The sequence below is a fragment of the Pedobacter sp. AC190 genome (assembly GCF_979258025.1).
Map to the genome: position 1 here is coordinate 2,715,378 of NZ_OZ409824.1, position 19,564 is coordinate 2,734,941.

General features: G+C 43.5%; 12 protein-coding genes. 11 read left to right on the plus strand and 1 reads right to left on the minus strand.

Translation table 11 applies throughout. The features are described 5' to 3' along the window. Positions 1 to 15: 15 nt before the first annotated feature. The 10 genes from ACZZZI_RS11935 (at position 16) to ACZZZI_RS11980 (ending at position 16,969) form a co-directional block, all read left to right on the plus strand. Entirely contained in the window at positions 16 to 1,815 is a 1,800-nt protein-coding gene (locus ACZZZI_RS11935) for a RagB/SusD family nutrient uptake outer membrane protein (RefSeq protein ID WP_463489533.1), read from the plus strand. Between the two features lie 31 nt (positions 1,816 to 1,846). Next, the gene (locus ACZZZI_RS11940; protein ID WP_463489534.1) at positions 1,847 to 4,705 is read left to right on the plus strand and encodes a SusC/RagA family TonB-linked outer membrane protein; all 2,859 of its coding nucleotides are present in this window, start codon (positions 1,847 to 1,849) and stop codon (positions 4,703 to 4,705) included. Positions 4,706 to 4,720: 15 nt separating this feature from the next. Beyond that, entirely contained in the window at positions 4,721 to 6,427 is a 1,707-nt protein-coding gene (locus ACZZZI_RS11945) for a RagB/SusD family nutrient uptake outer membrane protein (protein WP_463489535.1), read from the plus strand. An 11-nt stretch (positions 6,428 to 6,438) separates the two neighbouring features. Continuing rightward, the gene (locus ACZZZI_RS11950; RefSeq protein WP_316755548.1) at positions 6,439 to 6,999 is read left to right on the plus strand and encodes a hypothetical protein; all 561 of its coding nucleotides are present in this window, start codon (positions 6,439 to 6,441) and stop codon (positions 6,997 to 6,999) included. Between the two features lie 26 nt (positions 7,000 to 7,025). After that, entirely contained in the window at positions 7,026 to 8,585 is a 1,560-nt protein-coding gene (locus tag ACZZZI_RS11955; protein ID WP_463489536.1) for an FG-GAP repeat domain-containing protein, read from the plus strand. 201 nt (positions 8,586 to 8,786) lie between these two features. Next, positions 8,787 to 9,494: a ThuA domain-containing protein gene (locus ACZZZI_RS11960; RefSeq protein ID WP_463489537.1), complete on the plus strand. Its 708-nt coding sequence runs from the start codon at positions 8,787 to 8,789 to the stop codon at positions 9,492 to 9,494. 24 nt (positions 9,495 to 9,518) lie between these two features. Then, complete coding sequence (locus ACZZZI_RS11965) at positions 9,519 to 12,938, plus strand: ThuA domain-containing protein (RefSeq protein ID WP_463489538.1); 3,420 nt, start codon at positions 9,519 to 9,521, stop codon at positions 12,936 to 12,938. A 150-nt stretch (positions 12,939 to 13,088) separates the two neighbouring features. Beyond that, entirely contained in the window at positions 13,089 to 14,777 is a 1,689-nt protein-coding gene (locus tag ACZZZI_RS11970; RefSeq protein ID WP_463489539.1) for a DUF5060 domain-containing protein, read from the plus strand. A gap of 2 nt (positions 14,778 to 14,779) precedes the next feature. Next, positions 14,780 to 15,811, plus strand: coding sequence for a glycoside hydrolase family 26 protein (locus tag ACZZZI_RS11975; RefSeq protein WP_463489540.1), 1,032 nt, complete (start codon positions 14,780 to 14,782; stop codon positions 15,809 to 15,811). 12 nt (positions 15,812 to 15,823) lie between these two features. Then, positions 15,824 to 16,969 (plus strand): esterase, encoded by a 1,146-nt coding sequence (locus ACZZZI_RS11980; protein WP_463489541.1) that lies wholly within the window; start codon positions 15,824 to 15,826, stop codon positions 16,967 to 16,969. Between the two features lies 1 nt (position 16,970). Here the strand turns inward: ACZZZI_RS11980 and ACZZZI_RS11985 are convergent, their stop codons facing one another. Further along, the gene (locus tag ACZZZI_RS11985) at positions 16,971 to 17,846 is read right to left on the minus strand and encodes an AraC family transcriptional regulator (protein ID WP_131538313.1); all 876 of its coding nucleotides are present in this window, start codon (positions 17,844 to 17,846) and stop codon (positions 16,971 to 16,973) included. A 303-nt stretch (positions 17,847 to 18,149) separates the two neighbouring features. Between ACZZZI_RS11985 and ACZZZI_RS11990 the strand changes: the two genes are divergently transcribed. After that, the gene (locus ACZZZI_RS11990; RefSeq protein ID WP_463489542.1) at positions 18,150 to 19,343 is read left to right on the plus strand and encodes an AGE family epimerase/isomerase; all 1,194 of its coding nucleotides are present in this window, start codon (positions 18,150 to 18,152) and stop codon (positions 19,341 to 19,343) included. The last annotated feature ends 221 nt before the right edge of the window (positions 19,344 to 19,564 follow it).

Here is a 19,564-nt window from a genome sequence, read left to right on the forward strand (position 1 = left end):
TGATTATCAAAAAATATGAAAAAGATAATTTACTTCATTTCCGCAATAATAGGCGCAACTGGCCTTTATTCTTGCCAGAAAGAATTTTTAGAAAAACCTGAAACTACAGGGAATACGACTATAGAGACGGTTTTTGCCTCCTCTGTTGAGGCTACCAAGGCGCTCGCCAATGCGTACAGGACTTCGCTTTGCCAGGGTCTTTTTGACAATGGCGGCACCAATATCGGAAACGGCACACTTTCGGGCATTTCTGGCGAGGCGATGCCTGGAGAAAGCTGGGCAGATATTTATGCTGCTTATAGTTTAGCAGGACTTACCTCAGAACGCAGTACCGATAATTTTGCAAATAACTTTGTAGCCATCAGGCGTAACTACATCATCTCAGAAAACATTGATAAGGTGCCTGATATGGATGGGGCCACAAAAGGTTACGTAAAAGCTGAAATGGCTGGTTTAACCGCCTACCGTTATATGGGCATGTTCATCCGTTATGGCGGTGTGCCGATTGTGAATAAAACCTTTATTTCTTCAGATGATTTAGCTATTCCCAGAGCTACCCTGCAGGCAACACTTGATAACATTATCCAGTTAAGCGATGCCGCTTACGCCGGGCTTCCAGACAGCTGGCCGGATAAATCTGTAGGCAGATTGACTAAAGGCGCTGCACTGGCGATAAAAGCCCGAGCGTTGCAATATGCTGCGAGACCCTTATTTAATTCGGCAACACCGTATTTAAGTTTAGGGGCAAACAACAATATGATATGCTTTGGAAACGTGAGTCAGCAAAGATGGACTGATGCGGTTACCGCCAACGAAGCGGTCATTGCGTGGGGAAAAAGCCATGCTACCGACATCATCAATACCGGAGGCGGTGCAAATACCTCGAACCCTAATGCACTTGATGACTACGGAACTGCAACCTCAATACCAAATAATAAAGAAGTATTACTGGCCTATAAATTGGATAATAATGCCAATAACGTTAAAATGTTCAAGTTCTATATTCCTGTCCGAGGATCTTCAGGAAGAGGGGGCACTGACATTAACAACGAAAGATACCTAACGGATAATGCAGGGATGATTACCAATTTCCTTCGCATTTATTATAAAGCGGACGGTACTGACCAGAACTGGCCAAAGGTAGGAGATGCGGCAAGACCTTACACCGACTACAATACGCGCATGCAGCAGATGGAGCCAAGATTTAAGGCAGATAATTATGCACATGGAATTGATGCCTGGAATAACCCGGGCAATTCAGTCTGGTCATATGATAATATCAATTCAGGGGTGAATATCTCAGGATCTGGAAAGGGCGATGCACAAAGCACCAAATTTTATTACAAAGCAGGTACCCGCTCGTGGTTTGAGTGGCCACTGTTCCGTATGTCTGAATTCTACCTGAATTTAGCAGAAGCATATAATGAACTGGGTAATACGGCCAAAGCGCTTCAAAACCTAAACATTGTACACAATAGAGCAGGTCTTCCAAGTATAACAGAAAGCGACCCTTCAGCCCTTCGCCTTTTAATACAGCGGGAATGGAGCATAGAGTTTTATAAGGAAAACCGCAGGTATTTTGATGTTAAACATTGGAAGCGTTCTGATATTGCCAGTGGGGTGATCGGCGGGCAGTATGAAGAATTCAGGTTTACTTTTGCCCCTGGCAAAAGTAATCCAGCCATCACTGCAGATATATTATCCTACACCAATAACAATACTTTGAGTCCCTATTGGAACGCAAAGATGTATTTAGAACCCATTCCACTTTCGGAGATTAATAAACGCATACTGGTTCAAAACCCAGGTTATTAAACGCTGAAAACAAACTAACTATACAGGAAATATGACTAACCAATATATAAAAAGCACTGTTCTCTCCGCCTGCCTGCTCCTGGGCACAGCGATGAATATTGCCGCACAAAATAAAAGCCTAAGGGATAGCGCGGCCAGGGATACCGCGCGCATAGAGCCGGGAAGACTGCTTAATATCAAAAAAATTAACTCAACCGCTGCCGTCTCATCTGTGAGCGGTGAGGCTTTGTATCAAACGCCGACCATGAATTTAACCAATGCACTATACGGCAGGTTGAATGGCTTGAGTGTCAACCTTGGCTCAGGTGAGCCAGGTTATGATAATGCCGCGCTTGGAATCAGGGGCGTGGGATCGCTATCCTCGACCTCTGCTGGTGGCTATAATACCTATAAGGTATTTGTCGACGGTTTTGAAACCAATCTCAATTACCTAGCTTATCTCTCCGCTGCAGAAATTGAAAGCATCTCGATTTTAAAAGATGCAGCAGCACTTGCCACATTCGGGATGCGCGGGGCCAATGGGGTGATTTATGTCCTCACAAAAAGAGGAAAAGTCGGTAAGCCGACCATTTCTTTCCAGGCAAGGACCGGTATTCAGAAAGCGATCAACATCAATAAACCCCTTGATGCTTTCGGGTATGCTAGCCTGTATAACCAGGCCATTAGCAACGACAAAGGCAGGGTATGGTCGCCTCTTTATTCCCCTGCGCAGTTGCAAGGTTATAGAAACGGCACGGGAACCAATGTTGATTGGTTTGATCAGGTGTTAAAAAACCATGCGCCATATACTGACGGTGACCTGAGTTTTACCGGTGGGGATGATAATGCCAGGTACAACATCGTGATGGATTACGCCAACCAACAAGCCTTATATAATGTCAAGCAAACCGATGCCACTTCAAATTCGACAGTCAAACGTTATAATTTGAGATCAAACCTGGACTTTAAAATGTTTGACATATTTGAAGCTAAGGTGGATCTTGGCGCTAGAATTGAAGACCGCAAAGCGCCAAACTACAGCGGAGCCAACCTGTGGCAAAATCTCTCGCGTTATCCATCCAATATTTATCCGGTAAGGGATGGGGCTACCGGAAATTACTCTGGCACCTCTCTTTTTCCCGATAACCCCGTAGCCTCTATTAATTCACTTGGCTGGTTTTCTTCTCACAGGCGCATCCTTCAGGGAAATTTCACACTGAAAGAGCGTTTGGATGAACTCACACCGGGCTTATATTTAAGTCAAGCCTATTCATTCAATAGCTATTCGCAGAGTAATTACTCTAAAACGGCAGATTATGCCCGGTTTTTTAATGGTCAGCCGGGTGGTCCAACAAATGTACTCACTCCGCTCAGAGCAACGGGCATGATTCCCGGTGGACAGGAAGACTGGAAACAGCTCATGGGTACAATCGGTTATGAGAGAAGTTTTGGAAAACACCAAATTTTATCTGCACTAAATTACCACCAGTCTGATTTTAAAAGCGATGGGGGCGCCGGTGCTTATATATACCGTTACCAAAATATCAGTGGACGGGCCAACTATAGCTATGATAACCGCTATGTTGCCGAACTTGGTTTTTCTTATTTCGGAGCAGATGGTTATGCGCCAGGCAACCGGTGGGGATTTTATCCCGCGATTTCTGCCAGCTGGATAGTTTCCAATGAGGAATTCTTAAAAGACAGCAAATCCATCAGTCTGTTGAAACTACGCGCATCTGCCGGAAAGACCGGAAGTATGGATTCAGAAACCCAGAATAGTGGACGCTTTCTCTATCAGCAGTATTACAATAACAGTGGCACTTTTTACACTGGAAACTCCAGCATCACGGGTAACTCGGGCCTAAATCAAAACATTTTAGCCAACCCCGATATCTTTGCCGAAGAAAGCCTAAAATACAACTTTGGGGCAGAGGTGACTTTCTTTAAAAAACTCAGCCTGTCGGCAGATGTATTTTTAGATAAGCGTAGTGGTATCCTTACCCGCGACAATACCATTACCGGAATTTATGGCACAATAAATAGCTTTGCCAATCTTGGTAAAGTAACCAATAAAGGCTTTGAACTTTCTGCCAATTTCTCAGATAAAAAAGGAGATTTTGGATATGGCATCTGGGGACAGGTGGCTTACAATAAAAACAGAATCGACTATTTTGCTGAAATTCCCCAGCCATATGAATACAACCAGCAAACCGGGCGCTCAATAGCCCAGAATTATGGCCTTGTTTCAAAGGGGTTTTATCAACTTGAAGATTTTAATGCCAATGGCACATTAAAAGGCGGTCCGGTGCCTGCCTTTGGCCTTGTTCAGCCTGGAGACTTAAAATACCAGGACCTTAACGGGGATAATATTATTGATGAAAAGGACATTACCTCAGTTGGGAAATCCCTCTTCCCGGAAATGACCTATTCCTTTGGTGCAAACTTTAGCTATAAAGGTTTTGACTTAAGTGCACTCTTCCAGGGTATTGGCAGCTCATCAGTGAATATTTTGAGTGCGGCCCCTAATCAGATACAAGCATTCGTAGGTAATGGAAATGTATTTCCGGTTGCACAGAACGCATGGGCTTATTACCCAGATCAGGGCATTGATACCAGAGCTACCGCGAACTATCCACGCTTAACTACGGCGGCGAACAATAACAATTACCGCGCTAGTGACTTTTGGGTGAAAAGCAGGGATTTCCTTCGCTTGCGTAACGTAGAATTAGGTTATACTTTTAGTCCTGCTTTTGTTAAAAAGCTTTCAATTTCTAACCTGCGCTTTTATGTAAATGCTGTCAATCCATTAACGTGGAGCAGGCTGGAAAAAGACTACGGATTGGATCCGGAAACCTTAAGCGCTTATCCAGGCATTAAATCATTCAATACCGGGCTGTCGGTTACTTTTTAATTTAAAAAATACTAAATGATGAAAATCAGAGCACCATATTTGACCCTCTTTTTCGCCGGCCTGCTGCTAATCAGTGCCTGTAAAAAAGATTTTTTGGATACCAGGATGGATACACTTCCAACACCGGAAACCATTCAGACCACCAGAAGTTCGCTGACCGGCTTTGCAAATGCATTCTATGCACCGATCAGTTTTGCTGTAGGATTTACTACTTTAGACAATAGCTTTTTTGAAGCCGCCACCGATGATGCACAGCAAACCCTAACCTTTGCCCAAGGGGTAATACCTTTTAATCAGGCGACCTTGAGTGAGGCTAACCCTTCGACAGAGGTAAACAAGTATTATGCATGCTATGAAGGCATCCGCGCCGCGAATTTCTTTTTGGATTATTCTAAAAACTGGAAGGCAATGATTAGCCAGAATCGCGATACCCTGACGGATGTGACAAATTATAACCGCGATAAACTCTTCATCGGTGCTTACCGTGGTGAGGCGCATGTTGCAAGGGCCTATTATTATTCTGAACTTATTAAACGCTATGGCGGAGTACCTATTGTCAGCAAAACGCTGCAGCAGTCTGGTGGCGACTTAGCAGTGGCAAAGTCCAGCTATGATCAGGTGGTTGATTATATCGTTTCCGAAATCGATACCTACAAAGACTCTTTAGTTGTGAGCTGGAAAACTAATGGTTTTTCAGACCAGGATGGACGTTTCTCTAGAGGTTCAGCGCTGGCGATAAAAGCACGTGTACTTTTGTACGCGGCAAGTCCTTTGCATAACCCATCAAATGATCCAGCCAAATGGACCAGGGCAGCGGCAGCCGCCAGGGAAATTATCAGTACCACTGCATTTGGTTACGCGCTTCATACCGGTGGTTATGGAAATTATTTTCAGGGTAATAATTCACTGAGCAGCGCCGAAACCATTCTCGCTATTCGCAGGCCTGCATCCAATGATTTAGAGCGTGCCAATTATCCCATCACAACTAGTGGTGGCGCGAGTGGTGTGACCCCATCCCATAATCTTGTGGCCGAGTATGAACTCAAAGGCAGCGCCGATCCTGCCAACATTTATGCAAACCGCGATCCAAGACTTTCAGAAACGGTGGTATTAAATGGCAGCAGCTGGAACGGTCGTACGATTGATCAGTCCGCGGGCGCTATTGATGATATGGCCAAAACCAATACCTCACGCACAGGTTATTACTTAAAAAAATTCCTGGCGCCAAATCTGGATTTAGTGAACAATGCCACCGCGCAACATCAGTGGGTAGCCATCCGTTATGCTGAGGTGTTGCTTAATTACGCTGAGGCGATGAATGAGGCTTACGGTCCGGATGGCACAGCGCCTGATGCGCCGGCAGCGATGACATCTAGAACAGCACTGAATATGGTGCGTTCAAGGGTAGGAGTGGCTATGCCAGCAGTTTCGATAGGGGGAAAAGATGCTTTCCGCGCAGCAATTAAGCATGAACGCAGAATTGAACTGGCTTTTGAAGACCACCGCTACTGGGATCTGCTTCGATGGAACGATGCCGGCACACTATTAAATCAGCCTATTAAGGGCGTTAATGTGAGTAAAAATGCCAATGGCAGCTTCAGTTATAACATTGTTGACGTCGCTACACGTACCTTCAGGGCTCCTGCGATGTATTACTTGCCGTTTCCAAGAGCTGAAGTTGTGCGCTCAAACGGATCAATTACCCAAAACCCAGGCTATTAATTTTCAAAGCAATGAAAAAAATATTTTATACTTCCGCCATTTTGCTTGCGCTGTGCTCAGTGGCGCTTTTGTTCTCCTGCGAAAAAAACGATCAGGACTTAGATTATGGTGATGCTAAAATTTATATGCCCCAGGGCTTAAGCTCGAACCTTAATTACCTGGTACCAAAAGGTCTGGATTCTGCTTCACGGAACTATACTTTGGATACAAAGAATAACCAGCTCAAGGTGATTCTCGGTGTAGCAAGGAGTGGAAAGACCACTGACGAAGGCTATTCGGTAAATATCAGCACCAGGCCAGATACCATCAACACTTTGATCGCATCAAACGTGTTGACCAATACAGTACTCCTCCCGGAAGGACTTTACAGGCTTCCTGGAAGTATTTCCGTGTCAGAGGGGCAAAGTGCAGCTACCTTTTTGCTGAGCATTGACGCCGCCCAGCTTAAATCGGGCTACACCGGAAAAAAAGTAGCGCTTGCGGTAGCGATTTCCTCTCCAAGTAAATTTTCATTAAGTGCGGTAAATAATAAGGTTATCGTAATTATCGACGTAAATGCGTTGAAACTTTGATAAATGGCTGGCTTAATCCCTAAAAATTGAGTAAAAGCAAAAGAAATATAATGATAGTCACCATTGCGCTTTTTAGCGCAATGGTTTTTTATATCCTTGATAAATCAAACCTTAAACCAGGCCAACACAAATTAAATCTTAATACAGCGGACGGGCAGCGTGGTGAGCTGTTGGCAAGAAAATACTGCACCTCTTGCCATCAATTTCCCGATCCTGGCCTGCTGCCGAAAAACAGCTGGCGAGGAGCAGTGCTTCCGGCAATGGGCATGTTTTTAGGAGTGGAAACCCCAAGCGTTTCGCTAAGGGCAGAGGGAGGAAATCTCATTCCCTCCAGTCCGATATTATCCCTTAAGGAGTGGCAGGCTATCAAAGGGTATTATATTGATTCCGCCCCGGAAAGATTAGCTGAAGAGGTAAGAGAAGAAATTACATTCGCTCTTCCATCTTTTGAAGTCCTGTTGCCAAAGCAAGATATTTTCTATAGTAAGCTTGCCTTAGCGACCTATGTGAAAATTAGTCCAGAAACAAATCAGTGTCTGCTTATCCAAAACGGCATATCAAACCAGTTATACCAAATCAACGCCCGGCTAGATACCTTGAAATCTTCACAAATGCCAGGGACCTTAGTGGATATGGATTTATCTGCCAGGCCTGCGCTTGCCACTTTCATTGGTGAAAATTATATGGCTAGCCAAAGCAGTGGAGGGCGCGTATACGAGTTCAGCCCTGCTTCGCCTCAGCAGCTTTCAAGCAGAGAACCGATATTTTCTTCACTTTCAAGGCCAGTTAAAAGTCTCAAAGTGGACTTAAATGGGGATGGGTTAAAAGATATTTTAATAGGTGAGTTTGGAAGACTCACGGGCCAGCTCTCCTGGGCGCAGGCGAGTAAGAATGGTACTTATAAAAAACACACCTTGAGATTGGTGCCTGGCATAATAGATTTTGTTGTAACCGATGAGAATGGTGATGGTAAAGCGGACATTTACGCTTTATTCGCGCAAGGGGATGAAGGGATTTTTCTGTTTAGAAATCTTGGCAATGGTAAATTCGATACTGAAAAAGTATTGAGCTTCCCCCCGGTTTATGGATCAAGCAGTTTTGAACTTGTTGATTTTAACCAGGACGGCTTTAAAGACCTTTTGTATACCTGCGGGGATAACGCAGACCTCTCTCCGGTACTAAAACCCTACCATGGCATTTATATTTTTTTCGGTGATAGCAAAGGGCAGTTCAGAAAATCATTTTTTTATCCCATGAACGGCTGTTATAAGGCTATTGCCCGCGATTTCGATTTAGACGGGGACTTGGACATAGCTTCCATTAGTGCATTTCCTGCGGCAGCGAGCCCCTGGGAAGCGTTTGTTTATCTCCAAAATCAGGACAATTTATCCTTTAAGGGCTTTACTTTAGCTAAAAATGTACCTTTTCAAAAAGGACTGACCATGGATAGTGGAGATTTTAACGGGGATGGTAAAATAGACCTTTTACTTGGAAACAAATATTACAGCTCGGATAAAGCTGGTGAAAGTCAGCCCTTATTTATGCTGCTAAAAAATACTTCGTCGGTAAATAAAAAGACCAAGTGAACTAACCGCCGGAGCTTGTTAATCAGTCAGTTGATCTGCAAACTTCACCGCCCTGGAGAGTTGTGCACTGCGCCAGCGAGTGCTTTCAAGTAATCCGGTGAAGAGCATTTTAGCTGAATAAAGGCGCATTAACATCCAGGAAGATAAGTCCAGGATTTTACTGGAAGACATTTTTTACGCTAAACAACCTTAAATACAGATATGAAAAATACATTTACTTTACTCATTTGCATTGGCCTGAATTTACTTGCCAGCGGCCAGAAAAAAGTCTTGATCTTTTCAAAAACGGCGCGCTACCACCATGAATCGATTGATGCAGGTATCAAAGCGATAAAAAAACTTGGCCTGGTAAACCATTTTTCTGTAGATCAGACGATAGACTCCTGCGCACTAAACGAGAATAATCTAAAGCAATACGCTGCAATAATCTTTTTAAGCCCCTCTGGAAATATTATCGACAGCGCAGGAAAACAGGCAATACAAAAATTTATTCGTTCGGGTAAAGGATTCGTCGGTATTCACGCGGCTTCCACGATAGAAAAAAACTGGAGTTGGTATGGAAAGCTTGTTGGCGGGGTATTCACCGGTCACCCCGAGCCTCAAACTGCAACCCTTCACCTGGAGGATAGCAACCATCCCGCTACTAAATTTTTTCCGCCATCCTTCTCCAGAAGAGATGAGTGGTATAACTTTCGGGACTTGCAACGGGGGCTGCACGTATTGCTCAGGGTAGATGAAAAAAGCTACAAGGGAGGCGAAAATGGCGCCTATCATCCTATCGCCTGGTACCATGAGTTTGAAGGGGGAAGGAGTTTTTATACTGCGCTTGGCCATTTCCCCGAACACTATGAAGACCCTTTATTTTTAAAACATTTGCTCGCGGGTATACAGTATGCCTTGCAGGATTAATCCAGCCAATACGATAAAACTTCAATGATGAACAATTCACTACAAACAAAATATTTTACGCTTCTAATAAGCCTGCTACTCATTTTTATTGAGGGCTTTCAGGCGCCAAAGCCAAAACCAGCCTTGCTTATTTTTTCCAAAACTGCTGGCTGGCACCACAGCTCGATTCCTTCAGCAATTGCTGCAATAAAAAAGATAGCAGAACAAAAAGGATATAGCGTAGATACTACGACGAACGCAGCTTATTTTAATGAGCAAAAGCTCTCTGCTTACAACGCTGTAATTTTTAACTCTACAACTGGCAATGTGCTTAACTCAGAACAGCAAACGGCCTTCGAGCGATACATTCAGGCCGGTGGAGGCTATGTAGGCATCCACTCCGCGGCTGATACCGAATATGATTGGAGCTGGTATGGACAACTCATCGGCGCTTACTTTGATTCCCATCCCCACAATCCAAACGTGCGTGAAGCTTCTATCCATCTCAGCGATAAAAGCCATCCGGCAAGCAGCAGTTTGCCGGAAAGCTGGAAGAGAAGCGATGAGTGGTATAACTATAAATCTTTCTATCCCGGCATAAAAGTCCTGGCCAGTCTGGATGAGGATAGTTACGATGGAGGAACAAATGGCACCGGACACCCTATTATCTGGTATCATGAATATGATGGCGGACGCGCTTTTTACACTGGCCTGGGACATACCGAAGAAAGTTATTCAGAACCTTTATTTTTAGCTCAGCTTGCTGGCGGCATCGAGTATGCGCTTGGAAATGGGGCGAAGCTTGACTATGCTAAAGCCTATGCCAAACCAATACCGGAACAAAACCGCTTTACCAAGAGTATTCTGTCTACTAACCTAAATTCCCCAATGGAGCTCGCTGTGAGCGAAGACGGCCGGATATTCTACACTGAACTTTTCGGCAACCTTTATGTTTATGATACCAAAACAGATAAAAACACCCTGGTTGAAAAATTAGCTATCACCAATATTGGGGGCACCGGGCTCATTGGCATAACGCTCGATCCTGAATTTGACAAAAACAACTTTATCTATCTTTATTATGCGCCAGTGGGTCAAAGCCAGGAACCTCTTTATTTCAACTTATCCAGGTTTAGCTTATCAAAAATGAGTGTCTTAGACTTATCGAGTGAAAAAATACTACTGCGTGTTCCGGTTGAAAAAAACAGCGGCTCCCACCATGGCGGCTCGCTCGCATTCGATACCCAGGGAAATTTATACCTTTCAACGGGTGATAGCAGCAGCCCTTTTTCTTCTGAAGGTTACGCTCCGCTGGATGAGCGCCCGGGTGAAGTTTATTTTAGCGGAGATGCTCAACGCAGCGCCGGGAATACCAATGATTTCAAGGGAAAAATTCTGCGCATACACCCCCAAGCTGATGGAACCTACAGCATTCCACAAGGTAATTTATTCAAGCCAGGGACACCAAAAACAAAGCCTGAAATTTACGTGATGGGAACCAGGAATCCCTACCGGATTGCGCTGAATCCAAAATCCTCGACCCTTTATTGGGGCGACATTGGCCCGGATGCGGGGCAAGAAAGCGAGCGGGGACCGATGGGCTTTGATGAGGTAAACCAGGCTAAGTCTGCGGGCAACTACGGATGGCCCTATTTTGCTGGCGATAATCAGGCCTATGCGCATTGGGACTTTGGAAAGAAGACGGCCGGAGAAAAATTTGAGCCCGAAAAGTTAGTTAACCATTCGCCAAACAATACCGGACTAAGCCAGCTGCCGCCGGCCAGGCCTGCGATGATTTGGTATCCATATCTTGCTTCCAAAGAATTTCCCGAACTTGGGCTTGGAGGCCGGTGCATCATCGGCGGGACTTTCTATAGCTATAAGCAAACTGGCGCTCCAAACCGCTTTCCGGAGTATTATGATGGCAAATTTTTTATTGCCGACTGGATGCGTAACTGGATATTTGCCTTGAGTTTTGATGAAAAAGAAAACTATGTGCGAAATGAGGCTTTCATGGCCGCCAACGGAAACTTTAAAAGGCCCATTGATATGGCTTTTTCCAATGATGGTATACTCTATATGCTCGAATATGGTTCGGTATACGGAGCGGCCAATGCGGATGCTTCCCTGGTAAAAATTGAATACAATACCGGAAACCGCTCGCCTGTTGCCAAAGCAGAAATTGTAAATGAAAAAGAACACCAGCGGTTGGACAAAACAGTATTTTTAACTTCCGAGCGAAAAAATTTCCCCTCCCATCGCAGCATTGCGGGCAAAGCGCCGCTACTGGTAAACTTCCGTGGGCAAAAAAGCTATGATTTAGATGACGATGACCAGCTCAGCTACCAGTGGCAATTTGAGGGCAAGGTTGTAGCGTCCAATAAAATTAACCCCGTATATATATATAAAAAGTCAGGTACCTTTAAGGCCATTCTAACGGTGCGTGATAAAAGGGGTGCCAGCGCTAAAGACACTTTAATCATAAAAGTCGGTAATACCCCGCCAGTGGTCTCTATTGCCAGCGCTGACAATAAATCATTCTTCTGGGCTGATAAACCCTTTACTTACTCTATCCAGGCCAGTGATAACGAAGATCTAAAAATTGCACCTAAGCGCTTGAAGGCTTTTTACACATATCTTTCGGCAGGTCAAAAAAATCAATCCGAGCAGCCCAGTTATTCAGGTAAAGCGCTAATGGCAGCCAGCGATTGTAAATCCTGCCATCTGGCAAATGCTAAGGCCATAGGACCAAGTTACTTTGATATCGCCGCCCGCTACAGTTCTCAAAACGGTTCGATAGAAAAACTTGCGGAAAAAATTATTAAAGGGGGTGGGGGAAGCTGGGGGCAAACAAGCGTGATGAGCGCCCACCCGCAACTTTCCACCAGCGATGCAAAAGAAATCGTAGCCTATGTTTTCTCCATGCCGCAGGATAAAACGGCCCAGCGCATCGCGCTTGCCAAAGCGGGATCACTGAAGTTAAATTCAATTAAAGACGAGCCTGAAGGTGGATACCTGTTCCAAGTAAGCTATACCGATGGCGGAAGAAAGCCTATTGGGCCGCTTTCCAGTACCGAAGAATTTTTCTTAAGAAGCCCCCTTATCAACCCCGCGCTGGCGGACGCTCATGTGGGGTTTGAGCGTTTCCGCAATAGCCTATCTGAGGGAGATAATAAGGCTTATATTTTATTAAAGCAGACGGACCTAAATGGAATTAAAAATTTCACATTTAATTATGCCTCCACCTTGGATGGAGAAATCGAGGTCAGGCGGGATTCGCGTGCAGGGCCCTTAATCTCAAAAATCCGCTATGACTCAACCGGCTCGTTTGATAAATATGCTGATATCGTGAGCCTAATCAGCTCACCAGTAAAAGGCAGACATGACTTGTATTTTATTATCAGGCGCAAACAAAGTCCGTATAAAGGCATTATAAAGCTTGGTAGGATAACTGTTGGAAGATAATCCTTTTGTTGTATCATTTATGTGAGGAAAATTTGAGTATAGGATTTTGTTAAAATACTATTAACGCTTTATCTATCTAGGCTTGTAGATTTGAATCTAACACGAATGCTAACCAAATCCAATTTGCGGGGAAATTCCGGAATGAAACCTATGAAAAAAAATATCTCTTTTTGTTTTGCCTTTGTTATTTTAATGAGTTTTTCTGTGCAGGCGCAAAATCGTATTATAAAAACGACTCCAACGAGTCCGGTTGTGGAAACCTATGAAAAAGCAGAATGGACTATTGAATTGCAGGCAGATTTCGATAATCCATATTTACAGGAAGATTTAGCCCTTGACATGCAGCTTACTTCTCCCACTGGTAAAAAAATTAACCTGCCATGTTACTATGAATCTGGTCAATCCGGAAAACGCTCGCTTTGGAAGGCGCGCTTCAATGCCCAGGAAAATGGAAGGTACCAATATACCTTCGCGCTGCGGAAAAACAGCAAAGAGGTTTCTTTAACCAAACCCTCTTCATTTAAAGTGTCAGCATCTAAGCTTAAAGGCATTCTGCATAAGGGCAATGACTGGACGTTCCGGTTCGATAATGGAGATGCCTTCAGGGGCATCGGAGAAAATATTTGCTGGGAATCAAGAGATGACGATGATTCAAAATACTTTAAAACCCTTCATGAGAACCCCAAGTATAACTATGAGTACATGCTACCCTCGCTGGCTAAACATGGCGGAAATTACTTTCGTACCTGGATTTGTTCATGGAATTTGCCCCTGGACTGGAAAAGTGGAATAAATAACAGGCGATACAGCAATTCCTCGGCGTATTTTAATCCAAGCGCGATAGAAAAAATGGACCGAATGGTCAATTTGTCTGATTCACTGGGCCTGTATATTATGCTGACTTTAGGTCCAGGATCTCACGATGCTAAAAACGGACGTTATGGGGTTTCCGCTGCGAACTTTTTTACAGATGCGAAGGCTAAAGGGGAATACCGCAACCGCCTGAGGTTCATTATTGCCCGCTGGGGTTACAGCAGCGCGATAGGTGCCTGGGAGTTTTTCAACGAAATTGACAATGTTCAGTTCAGGGATAAAAACAATCCAATTCCAGCTGAACATATCGTACAATGGCACCAGGAAATGGCAGACTACGTCAAACAAACCGATCCCTTTAAACACCTGGTGACCACCAGCATTTCTCACCGGGATTTAAAAGGGCTAAATTCCATAGATGCCATAGATTTTAACCAAAAACACATTTACAAAAACAACCGTGCCCTGCCTACCACCATTATAAGCTATACCAAAAACTATGGTAAACCATATGTGATTGGTGAATATGGCTATGAATATGACTGGTCTAAAAACTTCGATGATTTCGCTGATGGCATGGATTCAGATTTTAAACGTGGATTGTGGTATGGCCTTTTCTCACCAACTCCCGTTTTGCCGCTTTCCTGGTGGTGGGAGTATTTTGATAACCGTGGCACCGATAAATATATTGCTAACGTTCGCCGCATCCAGGACGAAATGATGCAGTCCGGGAAAGGGAGTTTTGATAGCCTGAGGGTGAAGAGCACCAACACCGCTATTGAAGTGTTTAGCGTAAAATGCGGCGCTGATATTTTTATTTACCTATATAACCCGAAAGCTGAAATCCAGAAAACAGGTATTACTATACCTGTTACCTTTTCAAATTATAAGCTTACAAAATATAACTGCGAAACCCAGCGTTTTGATGCAGATGTTCAAATTGCAGCTAGTGGTAATAACCTGGACATCAATAATCTGGAGCTTGCCCCTAACACAGATTTTGTTTACATTTTAAAGAAACCTTAGATATGAAAAATAGCCGATCCTGTTTAATTTTAGTGATGCTGATTGCCTTTAGCCATTTCGCTTTCGCGCAAAATCTTGCTCCGCATAAAGGGAATAAAGCCGTAAAAACGAATAAAGGACCCACACGGTTTAAATCACTGAATTACCTTTACTCGGTATCGGGAAAATACACCATTTCGGGTATACACAACCGGGAGCCAAATGCAGAGCCCAAAAAATGGACGCAGGAAGTATTCAACACTACTGGGAAATATCCTGGGCTTTGGAGCGGGGATTTTCTATTCCAGTCTGAAAATATTGAAAATAGACAAACCATGATTAATGAAGCTGCTGAGCAGTGGAGGAAAGGAAGTCTTGTCAATATCATGTGGCATGCATGTAATCCTGCGCTGGAGCAGCCATGCGGCTGGGATAAGCAAGGGGTGTTGAGCAAATTAACTGATCAGCAATGGAAGGAGCTTTTGACCGATGGAACTCTGATAAATACCAGGTGGAAGTCAATGATGGATGAAATCGCTTTATATCTAAGCCAACTCAAAGAAAAAAATGTGGAAGTGCTGTTCAGACCTTTGCATGAAATGAATCAGGGCGTTTTCTGGTGGGGTGGCAGGCCTGGCGCGGAGGGTACGAGAAAACTCTATCAGCTGACCCATGACTACTTAAGCAAGACCAAAAAGCTTGATAACCTGATTTGGGTATGGGACATACAGGATTTTAAAACCCTGGAAAAAGATGCAGTAGATTATAATCCTGGTGATGAGTACTGGGACGTTGCTGCGCTGGATATTTATGATGATAAAACAGGATTCAGTCAACAGAAGTATGATATTATGGTAAAAGCTGGTGGCAAAAAGCCGATCGCCATTGGGGAATGTCAGCTATTCCCTACTGCCCAAGTGATGGCCAAGCAACCAAAATGGACCTTTTTTATGGGTTGGTCAGAATTAGTATTCTCTCATAATACCCCTGCTGAATTAAACGCTCTAATGAAAGCTGAAAACATCATCTCTTTGGATGAAATGAAAGGCTGGTAAAATATACATACGATGAAAAAAATTCTGTTTCTTCTTTTAAGCCTGGTTTCTTGCTCAATCCTGGCGCAAAAACCCATTAATACCTACAGCGTTCAGGGATGGTGGGGTCCGGCGTCTCCGCCATATTCTCCGGTAGTGGAAAATGATAAAAGCATTGTTTTCAGGTTTAAATCCAAATCTGCAAAATCGGTCAAACTGCTTTTTGGTGAATGGGATATTAAGCCCATACAGATGCAAAAAGACACTGCAGGAAATTGGGAAATCAAGATTGCCCCGCAAAAACCGGGGATTTATTCCTATGTGTTTTCTGTAGATGGAATTCAAAGCCTTGATCCTAAAAACCCTGTTGTAAAATCCGGCACTGAGCTTTACGGGAGTATCGTGGAAGTTCCTGGTGATAAGGCAAGGTTTGATGAGCATCAAAACGTCCCACATGGAATTTTGCAATTCATTAAATATGAGTCTTCGGCTTTAGGTAAACCTAGAGGGATGTGCATTTTTCTCCCTGCAGAATACCTGAAGAATCCAAAGCAAATTTTCCCTGTTTTATACTTGCGCCACGGCGGGGGAGATAATGAAACCAGCTGGACCCAGAGCGCCGGGAAAGCGGATGTAATTTTAGAAAACCTTATCGCTGAAAGTAAAGCAAAACCGATGCTTATTGTGATGACCAACGGGCTCACCGACGGCAGCTGGGCAGGAGGAAGCAGCAAAGAAGGGGTCGAGCAGTTGGAACAGGAACTTTTAAAGGACGTTATTCCATATGTAGAAAAAAATTACCGTGTCCGGGCGGATAAAAAATCCAGAGCCATTGCAGGGCTTTCCATGGGCGGCGGCCAGGCTTACTTAATTGGGCTTAAAAACCCTGATAAATTCAGCTACATTGGCGAATTTAGTGCCGGTTTGTTGAGTGATGCAAAATTTGATATCAATGAACGGGTGCCTGGAGCTTTTGCTAATCCAGCTAAAGTAAACAAAGAAATTAACCTGCTTTACCTCGCCTGCGGTAAAGAGGATCCAAGGTATCAGGGACACCTGGCGCTAGATTATGATCTAAAGACAAAGGGAATCAACCATGAATTTCACGATAGCCCAGGGGGACATGAGTGGAGATTCTGGCGTGAGCAGCTCCATAATTTTATGCAAAAAATCTTTTAGCTTAGATAAATACGCGCTTGCCAACATAGTTTTCACGGAACTCTTTTGGCGTGCACCCTTTTTTGTTTTTAAAAGTCCGGTTAAAGTTCGCCATATTATTAAAGCCGCAAATAAAGGCAATTTCAGCAACAGACTGGGTCGTGTCAATAAGCATTCTGCTGACATGTCCCAGTCTGATTTCATTCAGCGAATCAATAAAATTATAACCGGTGCGTTTTTTAATAAACCTGCTGAAGGACGCTTCTGGCATGTTGGCAATCTTGGCTACTTCTGACAGGGTGATAAGCCTGTTGAAGTTATTATTCATATACTCAAATACCTTTTCAATCCTTCTGCTATTGTAGTTATAATCTTCCTTAGTGAAGCTGGAATCCGAAAGCAGTTTGGTATCCCTGGATATCGAGAGATCATGCAATATCGACAGTAATTCCAATATGGAGTCAAAGCCACTTTTCTTACTCAAAGCCAAAAGACGCGGGGAAATGCGTTCAATGGTTTCCTTGGAAAAAAGAACACCACGCTTACTCTGCTCAAACATATTACGAATGAAAGAAAGCTGATTGCGTTTTAAAAACTTTTCATCCAGTAAGTCCTTATGGAACTGAATGGTGACCTCTCTGATGTCTTCACTTACGCAATTATGAGTGAACCAGCCGTGTGATAAATTCGAGCCTACCAGCACCAGTTCCTGCTGCTCTATTTCAGCTATGTGATCCCCCACAATTCGTTTAGCCCCAGCCGCATTAAGCACTAAGTTGAGCTCCATATCCTCATGGTTATGCAGCGGGAAATCAAATTCTTGTTTAGTTCTGGAAAAAATGGTAAAACAGTCGTTCGGCGTCAAAGGGGTGATTTCCCTGATTACATTTTTAGACATCTTATATTCGGTTATAGATGGCAATATAGTTAAAAAAACACTACATGATCCTAGCTTATTTGTATGATGCTATATCGTTGAAAATTCTGTTTAAAGCTCGACTATGCGCTCTGATCGAGTTAGGGTAGACTTTATCAGCCAAATTATAATACGAGGTTTACTTAAAAAAGGTAAAATAATATCAAAATATGCTGGAATAGTACAGGTGCTATAACCATAATGCATTAGTATTAGCTTATGTTAAAAAAATATTAGTTTTAGAGGTGTAATCCAGTTAGTTTTAGCCAATTAAATTTACAGATTATGCCAGCTATATCCCTTCCAAGCGCTTCAGAAATTGAAATCGAACTACAAGCCATACTCCATTACTGGAAACAGCGCAGCATAGACCATGAAAATGGTGGTTTTGTTGGACAGATTGATGAAGCAGAGCAGGTCATCTCTACGGCTGATAAAGGTTCAGTTTTAAATGCCAGGATTCTCTGGAGTTTTTCTGCCGCCTATCTAAAGACCGGATCCATGGAGGATTTAGCGGCCGCTGAGCGAAGTTATCTGTACATAAAAAACCATTTCATTGATTACACTTTTGGCGGGGTATACTGGACAGTTGACTTCAAGGGAGATGCAAAAGATAAAAAAAAACAAATCTATGCCATTGCTTTCACCATTTATGGCCTTGCGGCGTATTTTAAGGCCAGCGGCGATGAAAACGCCTTAATACTCGCTAAATCCTTATATGCTGATATCGAAAAACATAGTTATGATAAAAATGAGCTAGGATATTTTGAAGCGTTCGCGCGAGACTGGACGCAGAAAGATGATTTACGCCTGAGTGATAAGGATGCAAATGAAAAAAAAACAATGAACACCCATCTGCATATTCTGGAGGCCTATAGTTTGCTGTATACCTTGTGGCCTGATGAAGGTCTTAAACATCAGATCATAAAGCTGCTGGAGGTTTTTCGCAAGCATATCTTAAAACCTAACGGCCATTTGGGGCTATTTTTCAATGAACACTGGGAGCCTAAGTCAGAGGCTATTTCTTACGGACACGATATTGAGGCCTCCTGGTTATTGCTCGAAGCCGCTGAAGCGATAAAGGAGGTTGAGCTCATAGCCCAATTTAAGAAGCTGGCCCTTGAAATCAGTATAGCAGCGATAGAGGGTATTGATAAAGATGCGATGGTATATGAATTCAATCCCGCAAACCATCACCTGATTGCAGAAAAACACTGGTGGGTACAGGCCGAAGCCCTGGTCGGGTTATATAACGCTTTTCAAATTTCTAAAGATGAAAGATTTCTTCATCATTTTAATAAAATCTGGAACTATACCACTATTCAAATCATCGATAAAACTAATGGCGAATGGTTTTGGGGCAGAAAAGAAGATGGCAGTCTGATGGCAGGAGAAGACAAAGCCGGATTATGGAAATGCCCTTACCATAATAGCAGGGCCTGTTTAGAGCTGCTTAATAGATTTCAAAGGATAGCTTAAATTGATGAGAAACCGGTGAGAGAAAAATAATAACGGCGTCAGAGAAATTGTGAAATTCACATTTGCTCAAAGAAACAGTTTAGTTATGCCCTTGAAGCTGAGTGTATATTAAAAAGTAATCCCAGCTGAAACAATCTAAGCTCCGCCTTAAGTGAGAACCATTTATCAAGGCTAATCCACTCAGGATCATCCCGCGACTAGAAAGTTTGCAAAAGGAATGA

Coding starts and splice junctions, on each gene's coding strand:
- ACZZZI_RS11940 (WP_463489534.1), top strand. CDS start 1,847: ATGACTAACCAATATATAAAAAGCACTGTTCTCTCCGCCTGCCTGCTC.
- ACZZZI_RS11960 (WP_463489537.1), top strand. CDS start 8,787: ATGAAAAATACATTTACTTTACTCATTTGCATTGGCCTGAATTTACTT.
- ACZZZI_RS11975 (WP_463489540.1), top strand. CDS start 14,780: ATGAAAAATAGCCGATCCTGTTTAATTTTAGTGATGCTGATTGCCTTT.
- ACZZZI_RS11945 (WP_463489535.1), top strand. CDS start 4,721: ATGATGAAAATCAGAGCACCATATTTGACCCTCTTTTTCGCCGGCCTG.
- ACZZZI_RS11980 (WP_463489541.1), top strand. CDS start 15,824: ATGAAAAAAATTCTGTTTCTTCTTTTAAGCCTGGTTTCTTGCTCAATC.
- ACZZZI_RS11935 (WP_463489533.1), top strand. CDS start 16: ATGAAAAAGATAATTTACTTCATTTCCGCAATAATAGGCGCAACTGGC.
- ACZZZI_RS11950 (WP_316755548.1), top strand. CDS start 6,439: ATGAAAAAAATATTTTATACTTCCGCCATTTTGCTTGCGCTGTGCTCA.
- ACZZZI_RS11990 (WP_463489542.1), top strand. CDS start 18,150: ATGCCAGCTATATCCCTTCCAAGCGCTTCAGAAATTGAAATCGAACTA.
- ACZZZI_RS11965 (WP_463489538.1), top strand. CDS start 9,519: ATGATGAACAATTCACTACAAACAAAATATTTTACGCTTCTAATAAGC.
- ACZZZI_RS11970 (WP_463489539.1), top strand. CDS start 13,089: ATGAAAAAAAATATCTCTTTTTGTTTTGCCTTTGTTATTTTAATGAGT.
- ACZZZI_RS11985 (WP_131538313.1), bottom strand. CDS start 17,846: ATGTCTAAAAATGTAATCAGGGAAATCACCCCTTTGACGCCGAACGAC.